At 54.0% G+C, this 25,903-nt stretch carries 18 protein-coding genes and 1 other RNA gene; 9 read left to right on the top strand and 10 right to left on the bottom strand.

Annotated features, from left to right (window positions below; all coding sequences use genetic code 11):
- Positions 1-36: 36 nt before the first annotated feature.
- The 3 genes from crtD to ffs all read right to left on the bottom strand — a co-directional run bounded on the left by crtD (position 37) and on the right by ffs (position 2,376).
- Positions 37-1,533: a C-3',4' desaturase CrtD gene (gene crtD, locus RHJ80_RS03275; protein WP_302678829.1), complete on the bottom strand. Its 1,497-nt coding sequence runs from the start codon at positions 1,531-1,533 to the stop codon at positions 37-39.
- A 78-nt stretch (positions 1,534-1,611) separates the two neighbouring features.
- Positions 1,612-2,256 (bottom strand): bifunctional phosphoribosyl-AMP cyclohydrolase/phosphoribosyl-ATP diphosphatase HisIE, encoded by a 645-nt coding sequence (gene hisIE, locus RHJ80_RS03270; protein ID WP_302676836.1) that lies wholly within the window; start codon positions 2,254-2,256, stop codon positions 1,612-1,614.
- A gap of 23 nt (positions 2,257-2,279) precedes the next feature.
- Positions 2,280-2,376: signal recognition particle sRNA small type (gene ffs / locus RHJ80_RS03265), an RNA gene on the bottom strand.
- Between the two features lie 120 nt (positions 2,377-2,496).
- Between ffs and RHJ80_RS03260 the strand changes: the two genes are divergently transcribed.
- The 6 genes from RHJ80_RS03260 (at position 2,497) to cobS (ending at position 11,752) form a co-directional block, all read left to right on the top strand.
- Complete coding sequence (locus RHJ80_RS03260; protein ID WP_225901640.1) at positions 2,497-3,168, top strand: PHP domain-containing protein; 672 nt, start codon at positions 2,497-2,499, stop codon at positions 3,166-3,168.
- Positions 3,165-3,404, top strand: coding sequence for a hypothetical protein (locus tag RHJ80_RS03255; protein WP_206201046.1), 240 nt, complete (start codon positions 3,165-3,167; stop codon positions 3,402-3,404). The genes RHJ80_RS03260 and RHJ80_RS03255 overlap by 4 nt, the downstream gene beginning before the upstream one ends.
- Before the next feature lie 40 nt (positions 3,405-3,444).
- A complete protein-coding gene (locus tag RHJ80_RS03250; protein ID WP_310438052.1) occupies positions 3,445-6,585 on the top strand; it encodes an FHA domain-containing protein in 3,141 nt (1,046 codons plus the stop codon).
- Between the two features lie 81 nt (positions 6,586-6,666).
- Positions 6,667-9,504, top strand: coding sequence for a DNA polymerase I (gene polA, locus RHJ80_RS03245; RefSeq protein WP_302678828.1), 2,838 nt, complete (start codon positions 6,667-6,669; stop codon positions 9,502-9,504).
- Positions 9,393-11,024: a pitrilysin family protein gene (locus tag RHJ80_RS03240; protein WP_206201043.1), complete on the top strand. Its 1,632-nt coding sequence runs from the start codon at positions 9,393-9,395 to the stop codon at positions 11,022-11,024. The genes polA and RHJ80_RS03240 overlap by 112 nt, the downstream gene beginning before the upstream one ends.
- A complete protein-coding gene (gene cobS / locus RHJ80_RS03235; protein ID WP_206201042.1) occupies positions 11,021-11,752 on the top strand; it encodes an adenosylcobinamide-GDP ribazoletransferase in 732 nt (243 codons plus the stop codon). Before RHJ80_RS03240 ends, cobS begins: the two co-directional genes overlap by 4 nt.
- On the opposite strand, the gene RHJ80_RS03230 is transcribed toward cobS, so the two are convergent.
- Both RHJ80_RS03230 and RHJ80_RS03225 read right to left on the bottom strand, forming a co-directional pair.
- Positions 11,683-12,396: a ComF family protein gene (locus tag RHJ80_RS03230; RefSeq protein WP_310801450.1), complete on the bottom strand. Its 714-nt coding sequence runs from the start codon at positions 12,394-12,396 to the stop codon at positions 11,683-11,685. The genes cobS and RHJ80_RS03230 overlap by 70 nt on opposite strands.
- An 18-nt stretch (positions 12,397-12,414) precedes the next feature.
- On the bottom strand, positions 12,415-12,702 hold the full coding sequence (locus tag RHJ80_RS03225) for a Mo-dependent nitrogenase C-terminal domain-containing protein (protein WP_149820949.1): 288 nt from the start codon (positions 12,700-12,702) through the stop codon (positions 12,415-12,417).
- Positions 12,703-13,278: 576 nt separating this feature from the next.
- Between RHJ80_RS03225 and RHJ80_RS03220 the strand changes: the two genes are divergently transcribed.
- Positions 13,279-14,169 carry a universal stress protein gene (locus RHJ80_RS03220; RefSeq protein WP_302678825.1) on the top strand — a complete coding sequence of 297 codons (891 nt, stop codon included), beginning with the start codon at positions 13,279-13,281 and terminating at the stop codon, positions 14,167-14,169.
- 56 nt (positions 14,170-14,225) lie between these two features.
- On the opposite strand, the gene RHJ80_RS03215 is transcribed toward RHJ80_RS03220, so the two are convergent.
- From RHJ80_RS03215 to RHJ80_RS03200, 4 genes are all read right to left on the bottom strand, one after another.
- The gene (locus RHJ80_RS03215) at positions 14,226-14,540 is read right to left on the bottom strand and encodes a DUF5132 domain-containing protein (protein ID WP_190278082.1); all 315 of its coding nucleotides are present in this window, start codon (positions 14,538-14,540) and stop codon (positions 14,226-14,228) included.
- Positions 14,541-14,671: 131 nt separating this feature from the next.
- Positions 14,672-14,878, bottom strand: a complete 207-nt coding sequence (locus RHJ80_RS03210) for a glycogen debranching protein (RefSeq protein WP_310801449.1) — start codon at positions 14,876-14,878, stop codon at positions 14,672-14,674.
- 81 nt (positions 14,879-14,959) lie between these two features.
- Positions 14,960-16,135, bottom strand: a complete 1,176-nt coding sequence (gene bioF / locus RHJ80_RS03205; protein ID WP_310801448.1) for an 8-amino-7-oxononanoate synthase — start codon at positions 16,133-16,135, stop codon at positions 14,960-14,962.
- 40 nt (positions 16,136-16,175) lie between these two features.
- Positions 16,176-16,928 (bottom strand): response regulator transcription factor, encoded by a 753-nt coding sequence (locus tag RHJ80_RS03200; RefSeq protein WP_206201036.1) that lies wholly within the window; start codon positions 16,926-16,928, stop codon positions 16,176-16,178.
- A gap of 232 nt (positions 16,929-17,160) precedes the next feature.
- Here RHJ80_RS03200 and RHJ80_RS03195 point away from each other — a divergent pair, with 232 nt between their 5' ends.
- A complete protein-coding gene (locus RHJ80_RS03195; protein ID WP_310801447.1) occupies positions 17,161-20,142 on the top strand; it encodes an FHA domain-containing protein in 2,982 nt (993 codons plus the stop codon).
- Here RHJ80_RS03195 and RHJ80_RS03190 read toward each other — a convergent pair.
- On the bottom strand, positions 20,139-21,377 hold the full coding sequence (locus tag RHJ80_RS03190; protein WP_206201034.1) for an aspartate aminotransferase family protein: 1,239 nt from the start codon (positions 21,375-21,377) through the stop codon (positions 20,139-20,141). The two genes, RHJ80_RS03195 and RHJ80_RS03190, sit on opposite strands and share 4 nt — an antisense overlap.
- A 156-nt stretch (positions 21,378-21,533) precedes the next feature.
- Here RHJ80_RS03190 and nrdJ point away from each other — a divergent pair, with 156 nt between their 5' ends.
- Positions 21,534-25,898, top strand: a complete 4,365-nt coding sequence (gene nrdJ, locus RHJ80_RS03185; RefSeq protein ID WP_310801446.1) for a ribonucleoside-triphosphate reductase, adenosylcobalamin-dependent — start codon at positions 21,534-21,536, stop codon at positions 25,896-25,898.
- The last annotated feature ends 5 nt before the right edge of the window (positions 25,899-25,903 follow it).

Genomic DNA, 25,903 nt, shown 5'->3' with positions numbered 1-25,903 from the left:
CTCTATTATAGTGATTTTCACCAAAATAGGAATCCCTTAGGCATCATTGGCGAGCAGTTGCTGCACAAGGGCACGGGCACCATAGCTGACACCGGCCGTACCTTCCCCCGGATGCACGGAATCTCCCACTAACCACAGGTGAGGAATCGGGGTGCGGGTGGCCAAGCCAAAGGGGCCAAAGGTGCTCAGGCGTTGACTAATGCCCCCGACAATGCCATCTAGCCGCGCGGTATAGCGCCAGAAGGTGCGGGGGGTCGCCGCTTCACAGTGAACAATGTGCTCAGGCCGCAGATCAAAGAATTCCCCGAGGTGTTCAAGAGCTGTTTGGGTGTATTGCGCCTTGGTGGCGGCATAGTCTAAGTCGGGCTGACGCCAAAAATTCGGTTCAGTAAAGCTGGAGGCAATCAGGGTACGATAGCCCCTGGGGGCACGCCCATCCTGCGGCTGACTCACAGAGACAAACAGGGAGTTATTTTCGCCAATCGGCCCTTCCGCATCGTAGAGAAACTGCAAGTGGAGTGGACAACTTTCGGGAATGGCGGCCTCTTTAACGCCAAGGTAAATCACAAAGGCACCGGCGGCCGGCGGCAGTGTTTTGAGGCGGCGGGCATAGCCAGTGGGAATGGCATCGCCAAGGAGTTGGGGCAGGTTTTGGGCAGGGACATTGGCCACAATGTGATCCGCTGCAACGCGGTGCAAGGTTTTTGTTTTCAGGTTCTCCACTTGGACAGCGACGGCACGCCCCCGCTCGACTTCAATGTGACGCACCAAATGCCGGGTGTAAATTTGACCGCCATCGCGCTGCAAGGCATTGGCGAGTAAATCACTGAGCACCTGCATGCTGCCGTGGAGATGGTAGAGGCCGTGGGGGTCTTGGGACAGACAGAGGGCGGTGGCGGCATAGAGGAGTGCGGTTTCACTGGCATCTACTTGGGAGTAGAGCTTGAGTTGAAGATCCAGAAATTGCCGCAGCCGGCGATCGCCCCCGACACCGCAAAGACGCATCCAATCGGTCACCGTCATCAGGCTAAAGGGCAACGTGAGAAGCGTCTCCGGACGCAGGGCTTGCACCAATTGCCACAGATCAAAGCCATTGCGCGGGGGTAAAATGGGCTGCCGCTGCTGAAATCGCCAACTAATGGCAAAGAGGTGTTCAAGGCCTTGCCAAAACCGCTCACTGTGGGGAAAGTGGCGTTGACGTTCCAGTTGCCAGCGATCGCGATCGCGCCAAACATTGATGGGCGTCATTTCCTGCGGCAGATACACCGCACAGGCAGGATCGCAGGGGGTTGCTGCTGGCAGAGGCATCTCCAATTCAGCAAAAATCGCCGCGTGAATCCCCCCCGGCTCAAGGCCAGCCACTTGGGTGGCACCAACATCGAAGGTAAAGCCCCGCCGCTGAAATGTGGAGGCACAGCCCCCCAGTTGGGCTGCCTGCTCAAACAGCTGAACCCGATAGCCCCGTCGTGCCAACAATGCTGCTGTGGTCAGACCCCCAATGCCGCCGCCAATGACGACCACCTGCTTTGCCATTTGTATAGTTATGTAAATTACCTGTATCTAGCACTTTAACGACGTTGAGCCAGTGCTGACAAGGAAAACGGCAAGCAACTAGCGCCGCCGCAACTGAAGCTGCTCATAGACCTGCCGCAGGGACACCCCATGATAGGCAAGGGCAACTAGCGTGTGGTAAAACAAGTCCGCTACCTCACCGGCGATCGCCTCGGGGTCATCGTCTTTGCAGGCCATCACCACTTCTACGGTTTCTTCGCCCAGCTTCTTGAGAATTTTATTATCACCGGCTGTGAACAGGCTGGAAGTGTAGGACTGTAGCTGCGGAAAGTCGCGCCGTTGACAGACCACGTTATACACTTGCGAAAGGGTATCTGCTGGTGGGTCTTCTACCCGTTGTCCGGCCTCCCCATGGCGGTGGAAACAACTGCGCTGCCCCGTGTGGCAAGCGACTTGGCCCACTTGCTCTACTGTTAACAACAGGGCATCACTATCGCAGTCGTAGCGGATACTTTTGACCCACTGGACATGGCCAGAGGTTTCGCCCTTGGGCCACAGTTCTTGGCGCGAACGACTCCAAAACCACGTACGACCGGTTTCAAGGGTTTTCTGTAGCGATTCCCGATTCATCCACGCCAGCATCAACACGGTGCCGTCCAAATAGTCTTGGACAATTGCTGGCACTAAACCCCGTTCATCGTAGCGAATCTCATCGAGGGGGAGGCTAAGGGTAGTGACAGGCATGAATCGTTCGCAGGTCTCAAGAGGGTGACCCGGAGATCACGCCTACCGCAAGCATCCCGTATTGCTGCTTCCTTCCGGACCTGACAAGGTTGAGGCGTTGCGATCGCATGATTCCGAGCCAACTTGTATCCTAGCACACCCCATCGAGGTACATAAATCGCCCTATTAGGAATCTTTATCTCTCGTTTCTTAAAGAAAGTTTATATTAAAGAGGTAACAGCGTAAGATTTGGTAATGCCTATGACCCTTGCTGCACTGATGGTGACGCAGGCTGAGACTCTCCGTGGTCTCTTTCGGATGTTGACGGCAACCAGTTGTCCCTATCGCTATAACTTTCATCTCCATACCATCTGCTCCGATGGGCAACTGACACCGCAGCAAGTGGCGCAACAGGCAATGATCCATGGCCTCAAGGGATTTGCCATTACCGATCACCATGCCCTAGAGGGCTATTTTCAGGCTCGAACCTACGTAGAAGCCTATCCAGGAACGGATCGCCCCCAAGTTTACACGGGCATTGAAATTACGGCTCAACTCTTGGGTACTGAGGTGCATATTCTGGGCTATGGCTTTGACCCCTATGCGCCGATCCTGCATCTCTATACAATGGGCACTGCCCCCCAAGGGGACTTGGCACAGGCAGAACGGGTGATTGCCGCACTCCATGAAGCAGGAGGCTTGGCGATTTTGGCACACCCGGCGCGCTATCGTTTGCCTGCTGAACAATTGATTCCTGCAGCTGTGGCGCGGGGGATTGATGGGGTGGAAACCTACTACTGTTACAGCAATCCCGATGTGTGGGAACCCACCCCTGAAACAACCGCCCTTGTGCATGCTTTGGCCGTTGAACACCAGTTGCTGGAGACCTGCGGCACGGATACCCATGGCCAAGATATCTTGGTGCGGCGATGACCGTGACTGAAATCCTGATCACCTTAGGGGCGATCGCCATCAGTTGGTTCGTGCTCCGCTGGCTGATCACTGTCCTCAAGGTCACTCTCGGTACGGCGATTAAAATTGCCCTGATTGTTTTCCTGTTGCAACTCTTTTTTGGTATTGGTCCCGATCGCCTGTGGGAGCAAGCACAGTTTCTATGGTCACAGGTGGCGAGTTATTTGCCGATGCCTTCTTTGCCCTCCTCGCAATAATGATAGGTTTCTGCGCCGGTTGAGCTTTGGCGGGCGTCTTTTGTCAGATCGGCCAGAATCCAGTAAACTGACCGGCATCAAGCCCCTTTGCCCCAAGGTCATGACTCAAACAGCATGGTTAGAACTTGTCAAATCCGTCAGTGAGCAGGGGGTTCAGCTACCCGCCAGCGGCCTCAAAATTGGCCGTGCCCCCGATAATGACATTGTCCTCAATGATCTTTCCGTCTCCCGCTACCACGCTTTCTTGGAGTGGCAAGAAGGGAAAGTTCACCTCGTAGATCTCGGCAGTAAAGCGGGCACCCATCTCAATGGCCAACCGGTTGTGCCCAATACCCCCATTCCCCTTGAAGATGGCGACTTGATAACGCTGGGCAACTCTGCTGTGCGCTTTCGCCTCATCTGGCACTACCACGACTATCAACCCCGTACCACTGAGGTCAGCAAAGAGACTGAAGTCCCTGTGATTGAAGTGCGCACCAAAACATGGCAGCAACGCTGGGGGCTACAGGAGCAAACGACGCTTTTAGGCACCCATCCCGCCTGCGATGTGGTGGTGGATACCCCTGAACTTTTGCCCTGCCACTTGAAATTACGCTTTGCGGATCAGCATTTGCAGGTGGTAGATCTCAGTGACCCGCAGCCGGCAATGAATGTGCATTTGGGAATTGGGGAGAGTTATGCCCTGATGGAATTTGTGACGCTGACCTATGTGGGGCAGGAGTTGCCCGATCGCATTGACACAGAGCGTCATGCCGTTGTCTTTAGCCCCGCGACGGAGTTGAGCACAGCAACAGTACTGGCGATTCCTGAGGCCGATGCGACATCCACTGTCCCCGTGAAGACGATTTCGCTGGTGGGATACAACACGTTCACGATTGGCCGCGATCCAAGCAATGATCTGGTGATTGAGCATCCAACGGTGTCCCGTCACCACGCCAAAATTGAGCGCCGCAATGGCGATTTCCTGCTCACGGATCTGGGGTCGAGTAATGGCACGTTTGTCAATGGCCGCGAGGTAGAAGAACCCACACTGCTGCGGGTGGGGGACAGTATTCGCATTGGTAGCGATCGCCTTGTCCTCAATGTTGATGAAACCCTGACCCAATATGCCGAATCGGGTCACATGCGCCTAGATGCCATCAACCTCAGTAAGGTGGTGGGCAAGGGAACGCAAATTCTCCACGATATTTCGCTATCGATCATGCCCAAGGAGTTTGTGGCCATCTTGGGGCCTAGTGGTAGCGGCAAGTCAACGCTCCTCGATGCCCTCAATGGACTGCGGCCAGCAACAACGGGCACGGTACTGGTCAATGGCACAAATTTCTACCGCAACTATCAGGCCTTTCAAGCGCAATTGGGCTATGTACCGCAGAAGAATATCATCCACGAGGAACTGACGATCGCCCAAGCCTTGGAATACGCGGCAAAACTACGCATGCCTCCCGATACAACCCCAGCGGAACGCCAACAGCGGGTGACCGAGGTGTTAACAGAATTGGGACTGAACCATCGTCGCGATGTGCCCATTTCCCGCCTCAGTGGCGGTCAGCAGCGGCGGGTGTGTATTGGTGCCGAATTGCTCACGCAACCCAGTCTCTTCTTCCTCGATGAGGCCACCTCTGGCTTAGATCCGGGCACGGAAGCCGACCTGATGTTTTTGCTGCGGCAGTTGGCGGATCAGGGGCGAACGATTCTGATCATTACCCACGCCACCCAAAATATTCGGGAGTGTGATCTGGTGATCTATCTAGCGGAGGGCGGCCGTCTGGCCTACTTTGGTCCTCCTGATCAACTGCTGCCCTATTTCCGAGCTACCTTTGGCGATCGCTTTAGTGGCATTAAGCTCGAGGATTTTTCTGGCATCTATCGTGCCCTAGACAAAGAGAAAAACCCCAATGCCCCCACTTCGGCAGAACTAGAGGAAGCCTACCGGCGATCGCGCCTCTATCAGGAATATGTGGTCGGGCGACAGCAGGTGCTAGCTCACATGCCCGATGAAAGTCAACGGCGCACCAAGGGCAAATCCCGTCGCAGCAGTGAACCCAAGTCGAAAATCTCCCCTTGGCAACAATTTCTCATTCTCACCCGCCGCAATCTCACAATTCTTGGCCAAGATCGCAGTAACCTGCTGCTGACTCTCTTAATAGCCCCCCTCTTGGGGAGTTTGAGTTTTGTTTCTTGGCAGCGCGATCTCTTTAATCCGGAAACGGGGAATGCGGGTCAAGCCCTGACGATGATTTTTGTCACCAGTCTGATTGCCGTCATGATTGGCGCAATGACAACGATGCGGGAATTGGTTAAGGAGGTGGAGGTTTATCGGCGGGAGCGGATGATTGGCCTGCGGCTGTTGCCCTACATTGGCTCCAAGGGGGCGATCGCCCTTGGGCTAGCTCTTTATCAAGCGGCCACTTACCTTGCGGTGACAAAGCTGGCGGTGGATTTACCGGGAGATTGGGGGGTTACTTTTGCCATGTACGTCACCCTTGCCCTTGCCATTTTTGGCGGTATGGCGATGGGTCTTTTAGTCTCTGCCTTTGCCCCTAGCCAGAACATTGTGCCGCTGCTGGTGCTGATGTTTTTAGTGCCCCAAATTATCTTTAGTGGCGGGATTCAGCCCGTTTCTTCCTTCGGGTTACCGGGGCAGATTATTAACCATCTGACGGTCATTAAGTGGCCCTTTGAGGCGATGGTCAAGCTCACAGGCATCGGGGATGACATTGCCAATGACCCCTGTTGGCGCGAACCAGAGGAGGAACGGGAAAAAATGACCGAGGAGATGCAGCGGGATTTTTGTCTGTGCTATGGTCCCGGTCTCTTTAAGACCTGTAACTTCCCCGGTATCCGCGCCAAGTATGTCCCCGAAGTGGATGAACCCGCACCGCCGCGGCCAGAGTCTCCGGGCGATCCCCCCAATGATCCAGCAGCGCTCCAAGACTATCTGCAACGGCTGCAAGCCTATCAGGCAGCCATGGATGAGTGGGAACTAAAATATTCTGAGTGGAACCGCCAACGCAGTCGTGCCATCAATGAAGCCCAAGGCATTATCAGCCGCTTCCAACGAGATCAAGGCTACATGTTTACCGTAGATGTGCAACGCCATTGGCGCGATCAAAGCATTCTCATCTTGGCAATGCTAGTGGCTTTGCCCTTCTGCCAAAAACGCCGTGACTTTAGCCGTTGATACGCTGCCATTTTCAGGGGTGGGGTTTTAGACCAATTTTTTGAATAATGGAAAAGTTATCCCCCGCCGTTTCCTGTCCCCATGCCTTCTGCCAATCTCTTACTCATTGATGGTCATTCCTTGGCCTTTCGTGCCTACTACGCCTTTAGTAAGGGGCGAGAGGGGGGGTTGCGTACCTCCACGGGGATTCCCACTAGTGTGTGTTTTGGCTTTCTTAAGACGCTGCTGGAGATTCTGGAGCAGCAGCAGCCGGATCATGTGGCCATTGCTTTTGACTTGGGGGAGCCGACATTTCGCCACACAGCCGACGAAAACTACAAGGCGGGGCGGGCAGAAACGCCCGAGGACTTTATTACCGATATTGCCAATTTGCAGGCGTTGCTGCGGGCACTGCGTCTACCCCTGTTGAGTCAGCCGGGCTATGAAGCCGATGATGTGATTGGTACGGTGGCCCATCGCTTGCGACCCCAAGGATGGCGGGTGTCCATTGTCAGTGGCGATCGCGACCTCTTTCAATTGATTGATCGCGAAGGTCAAGTACAGGTCTTGTATCTGGGGAATACCCTTGGCCAACGCAAGCAGGGTCTGGAGGTCTTTGATGCCCTCAAGGTCAAGGAAAAAATGGGGGTTTGGCCCGAGCAAATTGTGGACTATAAAGCCCTCTGTGGCGATGCCAGCGATCGCATTCCCGGTATTAAGGGGATTGGCCCAAAAACAGCGGTGCAGTTACTCAATCAGTACCCCACGCTAGAGGAAATCTACGCCCACATTAATGAGATTACGCCCCCTAGCCTAAGAACGAAGCTGATCAATGGGGAGGCCGATGCCCGCCATTCCCGCACCCTAGCTCAAATTATCCTCGATGTCCCCTTGGAACTGCCCCTAGAGGAACTGCATCTGAGTCCCTTTGAGTGGCTAACGCTGGATCAGCTATTGGATCACTTGGAATTTCGTGCCCTGCGGATGCAACTTCAGGACTGGCACCTCCGCTTGGGGGGGACACTGCCGGATGTAGAGAGCGATGCGGATGCAACATGGTTTTTTGCGCCGACGGATACCCCTGACCCCTTGAATGTGCAACTCATTGAGAGGCCAGAGCAACTGCAATGGCTGATCGCCCAGTTAGAAACCTGTACCGATGCGAACCATCCCGTGGCTTGGGACACGGAAACCACGGCCTTGAACCCCCGCGATGCTGCCTTGGTGGGCTTGGGCTGCTGTTGGGGCGCAGCGCCTGATCAGGTGGCCTATCTACCGTTGGGGCACAAAGAGGGGCAGAACCTACCCCTACCAGAGACCCTCGCCGCTTTGCGACCGATTCTTGAGGGCGATCGCTACCCCAAAGTCTTGCAAAATGCCAAGTTTGACCGCTTGGTGCTGCGGTTTCAGGGGATTCAATTACAGGGTGTCGTATTTGACACGATGCTGGCGAGCTATGTGATTAATCCCGAAGCCAGTCACAACCTCAAGGATCTGTGTCAACGCTATCTGCCCCTTCAAGCCCAAACCTACCGTAGTCTGGTGGGCAAAGATCAAACCCTTGCGGATCTCCCCCCTGCGGTGGTAGCGCAATACTGTGGCCTCGATGTCTATACCACCTATCTTCTCAAGGACAAACTAGAGGCCGACTTGCCCCCCCGCCTGCGCCAACTCCTCCTAGAGGTGGAATTGCCCCTCGAACCCATTCTGGCGGAAATGGAAGCCACGGGGATTCGCATTGACAGTGACTATTTGCGGCAACTCTCCCAAGAACTCGAACAGCAACTGGCAGCACTGCAACAACAAGCATGGGATGCCGTGGGACAACCCTTTAACTTGGCCTCCCCCAAGCAACTGAGTGAACTGCTCTTTGGCATTTTGGGGTTAGATACGAAAAAGACCCATAAAACAAAACTGGGCTACTCCACCGATGCCGCAACCCTCGAAAAACTGCGGGGAGATCATCCTGTGATTGAACTCATTTTGAACCATCGCACCCTCGCCAAGCTCAAATCCACCTATGTGGATGTGTTGCCAACCTTGGTGCGTCCGGACACAGGCCGTGTACATACGGAATTCAACCAAGCGGTGACCGCTACGGGGCGCCTTTCCTCCTCTAATCCCAATCTGCAAAATATCCCCATTCGCACCGAGTTTAGTCGGCAAATTCGCCGCGCCTTTATTCCCGAGCCGGGCTGGTTGCTGGTGGCAGCGGACTATTCCCAAATTGAGTTGCGCATCCTTGCTCATCTGAGTCAAGAGCCGGCCCTGCTAGAGGCCTACCAAAAAGGGGAGGATGTCCATCATCTCACAGCTCAGTTTCTCCTAGAAAAAACCGACATTAGTTCCAGCGAGCGACGCTTGGGCAAAATTATTAACTTTGGCGTCATTTACGGGATGGGAGCACAGCGGTTTGCCCGTGAGGCCGGGGTGAGTGTGGCCGATGCTAAGGTGTTTATTCAGCGGTTTTACGATCGCTATCCACGCGTCTTTGACTATTTGCGGCAAATGGAACGGCTTGCCCTCAGCCAAGGCTATGTGGAAACCATTTTGGGACGGCGGCGCTATTTTGAATTTCAGAGTTCTGAACTGCAAGCCCTGCGGCGCAAGCCTTTAGAGGCGCTAGCCGATGTCGATCCCAGTAAACTAAAAATGAGCAATTACGAGCGGGGACTATTGCGGGCGGCAGCCAATGCCCCGATTCAAGGTTCCAGTGCCGATATTATTAAGTGTGCGATGGTGAAACTGGCTCCCCTACTTTCCCCTGAAGAAGTCCGCCTGCTGCTCCAAGTCCACGATGAATTGGTGTTGGAGATGACCCCTGAAGCGTGGGAACAACTGCAAACTACAATTCCCGAAGTCATGAGTACAGCAGTACCCCTGAGTGTGCCCCTTGCGGTGGACATTTACGCGGCGGCCAACTGGCTGGAGGCCAACTAGGTTTGTTGATGCGGCAGCAACGCCACTGGCAAGTTTATTTCTGGCAAATTCTCCTCTGCCTTGTTTTGGGGGCGATCGCCCTCTCCTTGCCGGCCGACGCCCAAACGATTCGCCCCTACATTGACCGTGCCATGGATCAAATCAGTGAATTCTATCTTGACAATGGGATGCACTTCATTGTCATGGAGCAACACCAAGCCCCGATAGTGTCATTTCTCACCTACGTGGATGTGGGGGGCGTTGATGAACCGGAAGGCCAGACCGGTGTGGCGCACTATCTGGAACACTTGGCCTTTAAGGGCACCCGCCGCATTGGGACGACGGATTATGCCGCTGAAAAAGAAAAACTTGCCCAACTGGATCGCCTCTTTGAGCAACTGCAAGCCACGACGGATGAGCGGCAACGTCAGGCATTGATTACAGAATTTGCCGCTGTGCAGCAGGCTGCCGATCGCTATGTGATTCGCAATCAATATGGCCAAATTGTCCAGCAGGCCGGGGGCGTGGGTCTCAATGCAACCACATCTGCCGATGCCACCCGTTACTTCTACAGTTTTCCCGCCAACAAATTGGAACTGTGGATGTCCCTAGAGTCGGAACGCTTTTTGGAACCCGTCTTTCGCGACTTCTATCAAGAAAAGGAAGTCATCCTTGAGGAGCGGCGGCTACGCACTGAAAATTCCCCCACTGGCCAACTCTTTGAGGCCTTTTTGGCCACCAGCTTTCGTCAGCATCCCTACCGCCGACCCGTCATTGGCTACCGTGAGGATATTCAAAACCTGCGCCGCGCCGATGTGGAACGGTTTTTTCGCCAGTATTACACACCTGACAAAATGACCATGGTGCTTGTCGGAGATGTTGATCCCCAGAAGGTGAAGGAATTGGCCAAGGTTTATTTTAGTCGCTATCCCAAGGGCACGGGCAAAACCACAGCCATTCCCCCCGAACCGCCGCAAACGGAACCTCGGCAGATTACCCTCGAATTGGCCAGTCAACCCCTCTATATTGAAGCCTATCCCTGTCCACCTTTGAGGGATCCCGCGTACCTCACCTATGAAATTTTGACACGTCTCCTCAGTGGCGGTCGCACCTCCCGTCTCTACCGTTCCCTTGTCCTAGAGCAAAAATTAGCCCTCAACGTGCAAGCCTACGTGGGGTTTCCCGGCAATAAATACCCCAATCGCTTTCTCATCTACGGGGCACCGGCACCGGGTCAAACGACGGCTGCCCTTGCGGCAGGTATTGCCCAAGAACTCAAGGCACTGCAAACAACACCCGTGACGGCGGCAGAGCTGGATCGGGTAAAAGCGCAACTGCGGATGGAACTGCTGCAAAACCTAATGTCCAATGAGGGGATGGCCAAACTCTTGGCGGAGTATGCTGTAAAAGGCGGCGGCTGGCAGCAACTCTTTGCCCGTTTAGAGGCCATTAATGACATTACCCCTGCGGACATTCAGCGGGTGGCTCAATCCCTGCAACCCCAGCAGCGGACAGTGGCGCAAATTCAAACCCGTTCATGAAGACCCTTTGGATGGAATGGTTGGGGGCGATCGCCTTCTATACCTGTTTGCCCATTCCCCCTAACTGCCCCATGCAATTGGCGGGAGCTGCCAAGTGGTGTCCTTGGGTCGGGCTATTGCTGGCCGTACTCCTTTGGGGAACCCACCAGTTGCTGGCATTTTTGCACGTTCCCCCCCTCGTGGCCAGTGTCTTGGTTGTGGCACTTTGGCTAGGATTAACTGGGGGATTGCACTTGGATGGTGCCATGGACACGGCCGATGGTTTAGCCGTCAGGGATCAACAACGGCGCCTTGAGGTGATGGCGGACAGCCGCACGGGTGCCTTTGGCGTCATGGCAGGACTCGTCATTTTGCTCTTAAAAGTAGCGGCCTTGAGCAGTTTAGAGAGGGGTCAGGTCTTGGTGTGGGTATTGGTGATCGGGCGCCTTGCTCAGGTGTGGGCGATCGCCCGCTATCCCTATTTGAAACCCCAAGGCACGGGTCAGATCCATAAAGCCAGTAGTGCCTTTCCCCGCGATTTTTGGCCGAGTGGTTTACTGGTGCTGTTACTCAGCTTCCTGCTACCGCTTCCCTTCGGACAATTGCTTTTTGGTTTGCTCCTCATCCTCTTGATCCCGGCATGGTTTCAGTGGCAGTTGGGCGGTCACACGGGGGATACCTATGGTGCGGTTGTTGAGTGGACAGAAGCCTTGATGTTGGTTGCCTTCACGGTGGAATCGACCAGTTGATCCGGCAGCGCCACGGCCACGGTGATGATCCCCAAGACCTTGTAGCCAGCCCCCCGTAATACTGCGGCTGCAGTTCGTGCCGTTGTCCCCGTGGTATAAATGTCATCGCACAAAAGGAGCCAGCGCCGTCGCTGTAGCCCCTGCCCTAGGCGAAAGGCATTCTCAAGATTGGCTTGGCGTTCTGTGAGTGAAAGCTGAAACATGGACTGGGTTGCTCTTTGGCGGATTAGTCCCACTGGGGCAAGGGGTAGCTCAAGGGCACGGCAAAACCCCTCAGCAATGAGCGCTGCTTGATTAAAGCCCCGGCTCTGCAATTTATCGCGATGGAGGGGAATAGGCACAATCTGCAACGGGAGGCGTTGGGCGATCTTCGCTTCCAACCAACTCAGGGCTAACCATTGGCCAAAGAGGGTACCTAGTTCGGGGTGATTGTTGTATTTCATGGTGGCGATCGCCCGCTTGAGGTCTTGCTGATAATACCCCCAGGGAAAAAGGGGGAGACTGCCCCGCCAGTAGCGTTGGCGTTGGCGCACTTCCCATGACCTCAGCCGCCGTTCACAATCCCTACAGATCGTTTGGGGACTGGCTCGACCACAACAGGGACAGGGCTGTTGCCCCAAAAAGGAGGTGAGCGATCGCCACACCAGCACACCCCCTAGGCACTAGCAGTAGGCACTAATATCCTCATGGCACTCATCCGCCAAATAGCAGAGGGCACGGTAGCGCAACAGCATGAGCTCCTCGTAAAGGGGATTGAGGTGGCACAGGGGCGGAATGTGAATATGCCATTTTGCAACCACGATATCGCGTTCAAAGGGACACTGGGCGGGGATCAAGCGGCATAGACGATGGGCAAGCTGGCGATCGTGCACTTCTAGATGCTCTAGCCACTGCCGGACAGGCCACAAAATTGTGCGGAGCATGCGTTGCCCCAACGTCAAAATTGTCATCAACTCAACACCTCAACTCAATCATTGAAGTTGGCAGCGAAAGCTCCCCTTCCTCAACTGTTTAAGAAGGCAATTTCAGTTACTTAAAACCCTTTCTTGAGAAGGGGAAATGTGTCGCTGCATTCGATGGGAAAAAAGTCGTTGCGATTCTGATTTAACAGCTCTTAGCGAGGGGCGAAATCCCAGAAAAATCTCAATGAAAATCGCATCACGATAGACAATCTCCTTGTTTCACAGGGATTTAGTAGTAATGGATACATTATTGAATTTAATGATGACTCTGTACCCATCCCTATTTTAGTGACTCCTGTTGAAGTTGACGATGGGGTTTTCCGAAAAGTTGCCCCTAAGCAACCGTTTTCTTCTCTATCAGTTGTCTGTACTATCAGTTGTCCGTATAGGGTCGCGCAACTGCCCCCAAGACTTTGGCAGTGTCCTTGCCATTTGCCAGCAGAGACCCCTGCGGCTTGCGAGGGGGTAATTATTTTATTCCTTAAAAAGAGAAAAGAACTGAGTAGCGCGCCTCCCCCTTCTAAGGTAATCTGCAATTAGAGTTTGGCATTGGGGAGCACTGGCATGTTCAAGAACATATTGATTCCAACCGATCTCCATGATGGTCTCCCCAAACTGACCCACTACCTTGAGGCACTGCAAACAGCGGGTGCTCGCAGGTTGATCTTCTTCCATGCCCGCCCCATTGACGAGGATGGCGATAAGCCTCGGCTGCGGGAAAAAAAGCTGCAACAGGCACGCGAATTACTCAAAATCGATGCCGCAAAAGTTCCAGCGGATCTTAAAGCAGAGGTGATCATCGAAAACCGTCGCCCCGCCGATGCCATTCTGGACACCGTTGAAAAACATCAAATTGACTTGGTGCTGGCCAGCCGTCCCATTCGCAATCTCTTGGACGAGAAGCTCTTCGGCAGTACAACCATTGAGGTGCTGCAACGGATTAAAGTGCCAGTGATGATTATGCGCCCGCAACTGTTGTGGGTGATGACAACCGCAGAACTGAATCTCCGCTGTCAAAATCTCTTTCGCCACCTACTAGTGCCCTACGACCACAGCCCCTCTGCCCAACACCTTGTTCAAAAACTGCGGGAAGGCGTGCAAAAGCGCGATCAAACGAGCATTGCTGCACTGACCTTCTGCTGGATTATCAGCGATGCCGGCAAAGGGGAACTGGGAGTTGGCGAGCAACGTCCGAAGGCTGAAAAAATTCTTGCCGAGCTAAAGCAAGAATTCACTGGCTATGGCCTGAGCATTGAAACCGAGATTCGCTTTGGTAGTCCGGTGGTCGAAGCACAATTGGCAGCCCACGATCGCGACATCTATGGGATTGCCGTTTCCTCTGGTTCCGTCGGTAAAATTTGGGAATTATCAATCCCTAGCTTTGCCGGGGAGATCATTCGCCGTTGCGTCTTTCCCGTGATCTATTTCCCGCCCGCTGGTCGCTCATTAAAATAAAGATGGGGCAGCAGAACTACCCCAAAGGCATTTCAATTAGGCACTAAAAGTAAAACTTAGCTAATCGTCACTTGGCGGGGTTCCTCAGGCGCGGCGGCCTTTGCTGCTTTTTGCTCCATCATTTCTGAGCGGGCTTCGGCAACCAAGTCTTGGAAAGACTCACTGGCTTCAGCGACAGCCGTCTGTGCCTTTTCATAGGCTTCAAACGCCCACATCAAGCCTGATTTTGCCGCATTGCGAGCTTGCTCTGCCAAGTTGTGACCAGTCATTGAGTCAACGGCACCCACAACGGGGGCAACAGCAACAGCACCCACCCCAAGGGCAAGCACGGTAAGTGGTTCTAAACCAAGTAACAGGGCTTCAAACTCCATTCTGCGGCATCCTCCAAAGGAAAAGCAATGATGAGCACATCGCACCCATGATAGCAAAGGTGCAGAGAGGGCAACGTCCCCACTGGCTTAATCGCTCCACTGAGATTCTTATGCAGGGCTGAGCCAAAAGATTAGCAGAGCTTGAGGGCAGTAGTGGGAACCTCATCCCAAGAGGCCACCGTACGCAGACGCACTTGCCAACCGGCGGCTTTTTGTTCTGTTGTTAAGTTTTTCTCAAAAGACTGCACACACTCCCTCGCCTGAGCTTCATCACGACAGGCAATACAGGCATAAAGCAGGCCAGAGGGATCAATTTGCTCGCTTACCCAAATCCTCATCGCTCACTCCTTGGCGCAGTTTGCCGATTTCACAGAACTATCTCCAGCCTAGGCGAAATACACCGAGACCGTCAGCCCTTCTTAACAGCACTTTAACAACTCAGCCAATGCTGCCAGCAATTGCGCAATGTGCTCAGGGGTGTGATCGGCTCTTAGGGTGATGCGCAGCCGACTAAAGGGCACGGTCGGTGGCCGTACCGCCGCCACCCAACATCCAGCCTCTTGTAATTTCTGACCCCATTGGAGAACAGTGGCTGGATCGGGAGCAGGCAAGCAAAAGATGGGGGTCGGTAGCGGACGGGGCAAAACGGGGCAACCCAATTCTTGCAGTCCTTCTTCGAGTTGTTGAATGCGCTCCTCAAGGGTTTGGCGTAGGGAAGGCTCTGTTTGTAGTTGCTCAAGGGCAGCAAGGGCAGCAGCAGTGTCCGCCGGTGAGAGTCCAGTGCTATAGATCCATGTGCTGGCACGGTGTTGCAGATAGGAGATCAGAGCTTGGGAGCCAGCAATGTATCCCCCTAAACTGCCAAGGGCTTTGCTGAGGGTACCCATTTGAATGACGGTCGGACTCGATTGCCCCAAGGCGACTAAGGTACCGGCACCGTTGGTTCCCAAGACCCCTGTGCCGTGGGCATCGTCCACTAGCACCATGGCTGTGTAGGTCTCGGCTAGCGCCAATATCTCCTCTAGGGGGGCGACATCCCCATCCATACTGAAGACACCATCCGTGAGGATCAGACAACGGCGGTATTGGCAGCGATGGGTTTCTAGGAGTTGGACAAGGGCAGCGACAGCGTTGTGGGGGTATTCATAGAACGTCGCATGACTGAGACGGGCACCTTTTTTGAGACAAGCATGGTTGTAGGCATCCCCAAGCACCAAGTCCCGTTGATCCACAAGGGCAGCAATGGTACCGAGATTGGCGGCAGTACCGGAACTAAAGACTAAGGCAGCCTCTGTACCTTTCCACTGGGCGATCGCCCGCTCTAGTTGTTCATGAAGACAACGTTGACCACTCAGAAGGCGAGACCCGGTTGCCCCAGTACCCCATTCGTCAATCGCCTTAATGGCGGCTGCTTTCACCTGCGGATGGTTGGCCAGACCCAAGTAGTCATTGCTGCAAAAGTTAATCAATGGGCGGGGCGGCTCGCCAACACTCACCACTGCCCCCGGTGCGCTACTGAGAAGGGGTTGGCGATACCAATGGGCACGGTGCAGGGCATCTAGGGCAGGTTCTAGCCACGCAAAGGGATCGCTCATTTCAGAAACTTGAGAATATTTTAGGAAGACTGGACAAAGTCTAAACCAATACGTGGCGGGGCGATCGCGGGGGACGGGAATGGGGTTTATTGCCATTCTGCTGGTAGCGCCCATTCAATGGCTCAAGGTGCAGTCGATAACCGACATTGCGCACGGTTTGAATTAGGCGCGGCTGCTGCGGATCCACTTCGATTTTCTTACGCAAAGATAAGATATGCGTATCCACGGTGCGAGGGTTGTCAATGCTCTCTGGCCAAGCTCGCCGCAGCAATTCCTGACGACTCAAAGGTGTGCCCCCCATTTGCGTCAGAACATAGAGTAGGCTAAATTCCTGCGGTGTCAAATCCACTGGCACATTGCGTACCACCACTCGCCGCTGCACTAAATCGACTTGTAACTCACCCAAGTTCAGGACACTGGGTAAACAGGGGCGTGCTCGCCGTGCCAAGGCCTCGACTCGGGCAAGAAATTCCTGCATCCCAAAGGGTTTGGCCAAGTAATCATCGGCACCCGCCCGCAGCGCCGTCACCACATCCGCTTCATCCTCATGGCCAGAAAGAACTAAAATCAAAACAGTGTTTTGGTAGTGAAGCCAGCGGCATAATTCCAAACCATTGCCCTCATTCAAGTCCAGATCGAGAACAACCAAATCGGGATGTCGCAGTTGAAATACTTCCTGCCCCTGTTGACAACCACTGGCAAGATGAACGATGTGCCCCACTTGCTGTAGGTGCCAGCCAAGGAGGGAACGCAGGTGGGGGTTACTTTCAATAATTTCAACGTGCATCAACATCAATACATCCCCACAACAACGGCGGAGTACAGGAAAAAGAGATTTCTTCTACATGTCTGGGAGAAGGTGCAACAGAGTGGCAATGTCTGGATGAATTGGATGCTAATTTAGCAAATTTAATCCCAATGATTTCGTAACGACTAATACTTTAGGGTTTTTTCTTGTTCCTGTAATAGAAAATTCTTACTCTGGCTCTAGTGACAAAATGAAGTGGGGTTTCTAAACAAGCGGTATGGCAGTGCCCATTCTCAACCTTTTAGCGGCTGATGGTTCACGACAGCAAATTCAACTGGGGCGCGATCGCCTGCTTATCGGTACCGACCCCCAAAGCCAAGTGATTCTCGTCGGTGAGGGGATTTCCCGCCACCATGCCTTGATTATTCCCACGGAGACGGGTTATCAAGTGGCGGATCTCGGGAGCGCCAGCGGCACTTTTTTGAATGGTACGAAGCTGCGGCCACGCACCCCTGTGGCGCTGAAGGCGGGCGATCGCCTACAAATCGGTGAGTTTGAAGCCATTTTTGATCCAGATGGCATAGCAACAACGGAACTGCCGGGCACGGTGGTGATGGGGGCTGCCAGTACGCCGATCTTGCAGGTGGCGACGCCCCAGTGGTTGCAGGAGTTTCCGCTGCTGAAGGAGGAACTGGTTCTCGGTCGGGATCCGAAGGCGGACATCACCATTGACCATCCCTTTGTGTCCTTTCACCATGCCAAGCTGGTGCGATCGGGAGAGCATTACAAAATTATTGACTTGGGCAGCAAAAATGGTCTCCACTGGCGCGGAAAAACGATTAGCGAACATGCCTTGGCACCGGGGGATGTGATCCATGTGGGGGAATTCCTGCGGCTGACCTACTTGTTGATGCCCGCCACGGAGGTTGTGGAGCAAACGCGCCCCCTCCAACTGCGCGATCGCCAGCAGATTCGGATTGGCCGTGACCCCAGTAACGATATGGTGCTGGATCATCCGGTCGTCTCGCGGTTTCATGCCCGCCTCTACCTTCAGGAAGGACAGTGGTACATTGTCGATCTCGACTCTGCCAACGGCACCTTCATCAATAACCAGCGCCTTGAACCCCGCAAACCTATGCCTTTACCCACGGGGGCCTTGGTGCGCATTGGCCCCTATAGCTCGCTGTTTACCCCCGATGAAACCATTGTTCCCCACAACGACAGTGGCAATCTGCGCCTCGATGCCATCCACCTCAGCAAAACCACGGCCAAGGGGGCGAAGCTGCTGCAAGATATTTCCCTTTCAATTTTGCCCCGCGAGTTTGTCGCGATTGTTGGCGGCAGTGGTGCCGGTAAATCAACGCTCCTCGATGCCCTCAACGGCTTTCGTCCTGCTACGGCGGGTACGGTACTCGTCAACGGCTATGATCTGTACCGCTACTTTGGCACCTATCGCACCCAGATTGGCTATGTGCCTCAGGATGACATTATCCACAGCGAGCTAACGGTGGCTCAGGCCTTGGACTATGCGGCACGACTGCGCTTACCTGCTGATTTTAGCGATCAAGAGCGACAGGAACAGGTGAACCGCGTCCTTGCGGAATTGGAGTTAACATCTCGTCGCAATGTACTGGTGAAACAACTGAGTGGCGGTCAGCGCAAACGGGTGTCGATTGGTGTGGAATTGCTCACCCGCCCCAGTTTATTTTTCTTGGATGAGGCCACTTCTGGCTTGGATCCGGGCACGGAAACCCAGATGATGCGGCTGTTGCGGCAGTTGGCAGATCAGGGGCGAACAATTTTACTGATTACCCATGCCACTAAAAATGTGATGCTCTGCGATTTGGTGGTGTTTTTAGCACGGGGCGGCCACCTTGCCTATTTTGGGCCACCGGATCAAGCCCTCAACTATTTTGATGTCCAAGATTTTGATGAAATTTACCTCAAGATTGAGAGCGAGCCCAATCCGGCGGTGTGGCAGCAGCGCTATCGCCAGTCCCATCTGTATCAAACCTATGTGGTGGAGCGACAGCGTCCCCTCAACGTGGATACGGGGGCAACCCGACAAGTCCAACCCCAACGCCAAAAAGCAACGATTCCCCAAGTGGCACCGTGGCGGCAGTGGTGGATTCTCACCCAGCGAAACTTGGCCATTTTGCGACAGGATCGGGCGGCACTCATTCTCATGCTCTCCCTCGCGCCGATTTTGGGAGCCTTGGATTTTGTCCTCTGGAAGCCAACGATTCTCGATCCGGATCAGGGGGATGCGGGGCAGGCATTTACGATGGCCTTTGTTACTGTGCTGATTGCGGTGATGGTGGGCAGCCTAGCGACGATGCGGGAAATTGTTAAGGAGTTGGAGATCTATCGCCGGGAGCGGATGGTGGGGTTGGGGCTGTGGCCCTATATTTTCTCCAAGCTTGGCCCAGCAGTGGTGCTGGCACTGTACCAAGCAGCGGTTTTTTTGGCGGTGAAGTTTTTGGCGATCGATCTGAGCCTCGGTATTGGGGCGATCGCTGGCTTGTATCTAACGCTGTTTCTGGCCACCTTTGGTGGCATGGTGATGGGGTTATTGGTCTCTGCCCTCTCGCCGACGCAAACCGTGGCTCCCTTGTTAACGATTCTCTTTTTGGTACCCCAGATTACCTTTGCTGGAGCAATTATTCCTCTGAAGGATCTAGGGGGCGTGGGCAATCTAATCAGCGATGTCACCCTGACCCGCTGGAGTTATGCCAATGTGGTGTCCCTGTTCGGCTTTGGTCAGGATGTCGCGCGGGATGCCTGCTGGCAGCAATCCAAATCTGAACGGGAGAAACTCAGTCCTGAAGCCCTAGAGCAATGTCCGTGTTTTGATGATAACCTCTTTCAACGTTGCCGCTTTCCCGGCGTGCGCAAGGAGTACCACCCCGCTGTAGATGAACCCGAACCCCCACAACCTCCGGAACCGGGTGATCCACCGCCACTGCCCAATTCGGTCTTAGAGTTTGATCAGGCCTATCGCGATCGCGTCGAGGAATACAATCAACGGGTCAAAGACTATCAGGCGGCCATGGATCGCTGGCAAGACCAATTTGCCCTCTGGAAAGAGCAGCGGGGGCGGGCGATCGCCAGCGGTGAAGCTCTTATTGATCGCTTTTGGAGTCTTCAGGGGCACACGTTCAACGCCAATGTCACCGTCAATAACCTGCGCTTAGGGGGCATTATTGCCCTCATGCTGGGACTAGTGGGGGTTTTTCAAAAACGCAAGGATGTGCTTTAGGCTGCTAAGTGGGCAAAGGCTCGGCTCACTGCCCCTAAGGCCATATCAATCTCGGCAGCACTGACAATGAGAGGAGGGACAAAGCGCACCACCTGCGGCCCCGCGGGCACCAGCAATAGCCCCTCAGCAAGGGCAGCTTTGACGACTTCAGCAGCGGTGAGGGGGGTGTCGGGTTGCAGTTCCAGACCGTTGATCAGTCCCCAGCCGCGCACCTCAGCAATGAGCTGGGGATAGGTTGCTGCTAGTTCGCGTAGTCCTGTCCGCAGTTGCTGCCCGCGATCGCGCACATTTTCGAGGAGATTCTCTTTTTCAAGGGTTTCACAAACCGTGAGCGCTGCTGCCGTGGCCAAGGGGTTACCGCCAAAGGTACTGGCATGATCCCCCGGCTGAAAGACAGCACAAAACTCCTTGGCAATCATGGCACCAATGGGAACTCCCCCCGCTAGGCCTTTGGCCAAGGTGAAAATATCGGGTTCAACACCGAGGGTTTCATAGCCCCACAGGGAACCCGTGCGCCCCATACCCGCTTGCACTTCATCAAAAATCAGGAGAATGCCTTTTTCGGTACAGAGTTGGCGTACCTGCTCAAAGTAGGGGCGATCGCCAGGACGGACTCCCCCTTCTCCCTGTAACGGTTCCAACAGAATAGCGGCCACTTGGGGCTGGGACTGATCTAGTTGCTCAACAAGAGTCTGCAATGCCGCAAAATCGTTGTAGGGAACATAGGCGAAGCCGGGCACCAGGGGGTCAAAGTGTTGTTGGTATTTCGGTTGACCCGTAGCAGTAATCGTGGCGAGGGTGCGTCCGTGGAAGCTAGCCTGTGCCGTAATGATGATCGGGTTGGCAATGTGGCGAACGGTATGGGCATATTTGCGCGCCAGTTTAATGGCTGCTTCGTTGGCTTCGGCACCGGAATTGCAGAAAAACACGCGATCGCCACAGGAGTGATCCACAAGCCACTGCGCTAGCGCCCCCTGTTGAGGAATGTAATAGAGATTGGAAACATGGTGCAGGGTTTGCATTTGCCGACTGACCGTCTCCACCAAGGCCGGATGGGCATGACCCAAGGTACAGGTGGCAATCCCCGCCACAAAGTCCAGATAGCTGCGGCCTTGATCATCCCAAACGCGGCAGCCTTCACCGCGCAGCAGCGCAATGGGAAAACGACCATAGGTGGTCATCACCACTTGGTCAAAGGCATCGGTACTGAAGGACGTTGGGGGAGCAGCAACCATTGACTCTGGACTCAAAGCAAAAACTTCCTGCTATCTTAGCATCTCCCTCTCGCTGTGGCAGGGGAGTTACGGGTCGCTCTAGAATTAGTGCTTATTGACCCCCAAGGATTGCTTCGGTACACTACACCTAGTATTCCGCCATTGAGTCCTGCCCCTATGGTGCAAAATCCTCCCCGTCCTCAAACTAGCTTCCCCGCTACGGCTCCCACCGCCTATCCCGTGTTTTACCGCACCTACAGCCGCCAAAATGAAGCGGGTGAGCGGGAGAGTTGGCAACAGGTGTGCGATCGCACCCTGCAAGGACTACAGGAAGTGGGGCACCTCACCGCAGCAGAAGTTGCCCTTCTTCGGGAAATGCAGCAGGCGCTAAAGGCGTTGCCCTCTGGGCGCTGGCTGTGGGTCGGAGGAACGGATTGGGTGCGCCAGCCCGAGAACTTTTCCGGTGCCTACAACTGCACCAGCACCAATGTCGTGGATTGGGATTCCTTTGGCCTGATGATGGATCTGGCCATGCAGGGCTGTGGCACAGGGGCGATCTTAGAGCAGAAATACATCTCCCAGTTGCCGCCGATTTGCAATCGCCTTGAGGTGACTGTCATTGGTCAAATTGGTCAAACCCCCAAGGAAGCGCGTCAAGAGCAAACAACTGTAATACTCACGGGGCAGACCTGTCACATCAAAGTGGGGGATAGCCGCCAAGGGTGGGTGAAGTCCTACCAAACGCTGCTTGAACTCGCCAGCAACCCTCAACTCGGTGGTTTAGTTCAGGTGACGATTGACATTAGTGATGTGCGTCCCACCGGTGAGCGGCTCAAGGGGTTTGGGGGAGTTGCCAATCCAGTAAAGCTGCCAGACCTCTACCATCGCTGCGCGGCACTGTTGAATGCGGCGGTGGGTCGCCAGTTGACCTCTGTGGAGTGTTGTCTGCTGATTGATGAGGCAGCCGTTGTGGTTGTTGCTGGCAATGTGAGGCGTTGTTTGCCTGAGGATGCTTTGGTACACACAAGCAAGGGACTGATCCCTATCAAAGACATCCAAGTGGGGGACTGGGTGCAAACGCCCTTAGGGTTTCGGCAAGTAACCCAGAAATTTGACCAAGGCTACCAAGAGGCTTATGAAGTAATAACCAATGGTCCTTTGCTGCGAGCTACCCTAAACCATCGGATTGCAACTCTTGCGGATGTTTCAGGGGGAATTCACTGGAAATTTGTCAATGCCTTAAACCCGGGCGATCGCCTGCTTCACAACACTCAAGTTTTACCCGGCACAGTTACTCATTTGCCATCAGACTTGACTGATTCTCGACCACGCGGTAGTCATACTTCTCAAGCAATCACTATTCCAGAACTGACGGCTGATGTTGCTTGGTTAATTGGCTTTACCCACGGGGATGGTTATGTTAGCTTGGGACGCAACAAGTACAACAAACCCTTTGGTAGCATTTGTTGGGTTTACAACAGTTTAGATTCCAAGCTTGCTCAGCAGATTCATACTAAAATCAACTGTGCTCTTACTCTCTTCGGTGTACAAGCCAGACAAGAGTGTGTTGAAGGTGAGAATACCTTGCGATCGCGAGTAACCTCTATTCGTCTTGCAGAATACTTTCACCGCTATATTAAGCAACCTAAACAACCGTTAGAAGTCCCTAGCTTTATCTTGCAGGGAACGGTTGAGGTGCGTTGCGCTTACTTAGCAGGTCTAGTGGATAGTGACGGTTCTGCCTGTGGGCGGCCACCTTACCTATTAACGACTGTATATCCTAAATTTGCTCGTCAAGTTAGCGCTCTTTTATCTAGTTTGGGAATTGCTACTCGAATCGGTGTCACACTCTCCCAAAAAGAGCATTGGCAACTCAAGTATCACCTTAAACTACCGGCTTTTAAGGCTCGCTACAACAGTCTCATTGCACCGTATTCCTTGAAAGGCAAAATTCATCAAGGACAGGAAGCCCATGGCTTTACAATTCCTGCAACTATGATGCGGGAAACCTATACCTATAGCCAAATGCGGGAAATGGGTTTTGAAGGTTCCCGAAGCGTGGATACCAATTACAAGAGGTATATTGCTGAAGCTGAAGTTAGTCTTGATATTCCCGTAACAGTAAAGGAACTAGGCAGCTATGACTATGTTCAGACCTATGATATTGAGGTCGAAGATGCCCACTGTTTTTACTGTGATGGTTATCTGATGCACAACAGCGCTGGTATGCGTCAGGGGGCAAGTGAGGATGAGGCTTTTGCCCAAGCTAAACAAAATCTCTGGCAACAGGATGAGCAAGGCAATTGGCGAATTGATCCGAAGCGGGATGCGCTGCGGATGGCCAACCACACCCGTGTCTTTCACACCAAGCCTAGCCTCGAGGAATGTACCAATGCCGTGCGCAGTCAGTTCTATTCAGGAGAAGGTGCCATTCAATGGGCCGGGGAGGCGATCGCCCGCGCCAATGCCGATCTTTTGACTACAGCGGATCTCAAGCAGGCCTTCCTCCGTGCCTATGAAAATCAACAGGGGGAGGCGTTTTTGCGGCAACTGTTGCCCACTATCGATCAGCGGGAGCTGGCTCACCGCTTGGGTCGTTATGGCCTCAATCCCTGTGTTACAAGCGATACGTGGGTACTCACAGAAGCAGGGCCGCGTCAAGTCAAAGATTTGATCGGCCAACAGCACGGCACCTATGTCAATGGCGAATTGTTTAGTACCACCGCCGCTGGCTTTTTCCTGAGTGGTATCCAGCCAGTTCTCAAACTTACCACCCGTGAAGGCTATACCCTACGGCTCACCGCGAACCATCGTTTGCTGAAAGTGACCGCCCAAACCCCGAAAAGACAATACACGGAATGGGTAGAAGCAGGTCAATTACACGCGGGCGATCGCCTTCTTTTGCACAATCACCGTGATCTAACCCCTTGGGGTGGTAAGGGAACTTGGGAAGAAGGCCGTTACGCCGCTCAAGCCCTTTATCAAGTTGCCATAGGAAGCACTGCTGTGCAAACCCAAGCAGCAGGCTGTTTCACAGGGATTAAACACCGCCAAAACGACTGGATAGCTGTACTCCCCCATAGCTTAGAAAAGAACTTTCGCCTAATCACGATCGAGGAAGGCAGCTATGCATTCTACTGCGGGTTCCTCCGAGAGATTTTCGTTACGACTCAGTTAACATCAATACCACGGCTGCATGTCACACTGGGGGATCGACAACTAGCCTCACTTATTCAGCGCATGCTACTGCGTTTGGGAATCGTTTCGGTGGTTGCAGAATCATCCCTAGTTATCCAAGGGGATAATCTCACAACGCTGGCTCGGGTTCTGGAATTGGGGGCGATCGCCCATAATGACTCCTTACCTCCCGAACGCTTTACAGTTGTCGTTGAGTCAATTACTCCCGATGGCATTGAGCCAGTGTATGACTGTACCGTGCCCGGCCCGAATTGCTTTGATGCCAATGGCTTTGTTGCTCACAATTGCGGTGAAATTATTGGTGCTGATTTCCACTGCAACCTTGCGGAAATCCACCTGAATCAAATTGATCCAGCGGATACGATCACACAGGAAAAAGCCTTCAAGGCTGGTGCGGTCTCAGTGGCAGCGCTGTTGAACCATCGCTTTGTTGTCGATCGCTATCAATACTCCCGCGCGATTGATCCCATTGTTGGCGTCAGTTTTACGGGGCTATTTGACTTCTGTGTTCATGCCTTTGGTGTGCCTTGGCTGGAATGGTGGGCCGCAGGACGACCGGATACCCCCCAAGGGCGCGAATTCAAAGCCCAAGAGGCAGCCTTCCTACAACACTGGCGGCAAATTGTCCATGAGACCGTCTGGGAGTATTGCGATCGCCACGGCCTCAAGCGCCCCAATCGCTGTACCACCGTCCAACCCTCCGGTACCAAATCCCTGTTGACGGGTGCCTCTCCCGGCTGGCATCCCCCCAAAGCCCAACGCTTTATTCGACGGATTACCTTCCGCAAGGGCGACCCCGTGGCCATGGCCTGCTATGACTTTGGCTACAATATCATTCCCTCCCAGTCCGATAAGGATGAGACAGGGAAACTTCTTGATGATCCCTTTGATCCACGGTGTACCGAGTGGCTAGTGGAAATTCCCGTTGCCGTCTCTTGGGCAGATCTGCCGGGGGCAGACACGATTGATATTAGCCAGTTTTCGGCCTTGGCGCAGTTTGACTTCTATATGCAGGTGCAGCAGCACTACACCACCCACAACACCAGTGCCACCATTGAGCTACGGGAACCTGAAGTCGAACCCCTTGCCACGGCAATTTACACGGCGATTCAGCAGGATCAAGGGTATATCTCTGCGGCGCTGTTGGCACGCTTTGATGCCCATGAAACATTCCCGCGTCTGCCCTTTGAACCCATTAGCAAAGAACGGTACGAGCAGGAAGTCGCTGCGGTTGCTCGGCGCAAGCGGATCCATGATTTCCATGAAGCCCTCTCCCGCTATACCCAACCCCTCATGGAAGCAGGACCTGCGGGCTGCGACTCCGATAAGTGTCTAATGTCCTAGGAAAA

Source organism: Thermosynechococcus sp. QS41, assembly GCF_031583515.1.
Lineage (GTDB): Bacteria > Cyanobacteriota > Cyanobacteriia > Thermosynechococcales > Thermosynechococcaceae > Thermosynechococcus.
The sequence above is the reverse complement of the archived record's forward strand: the minus strand, read 5'-3'. Positions and strand labels throughout refer to the sequence as shown.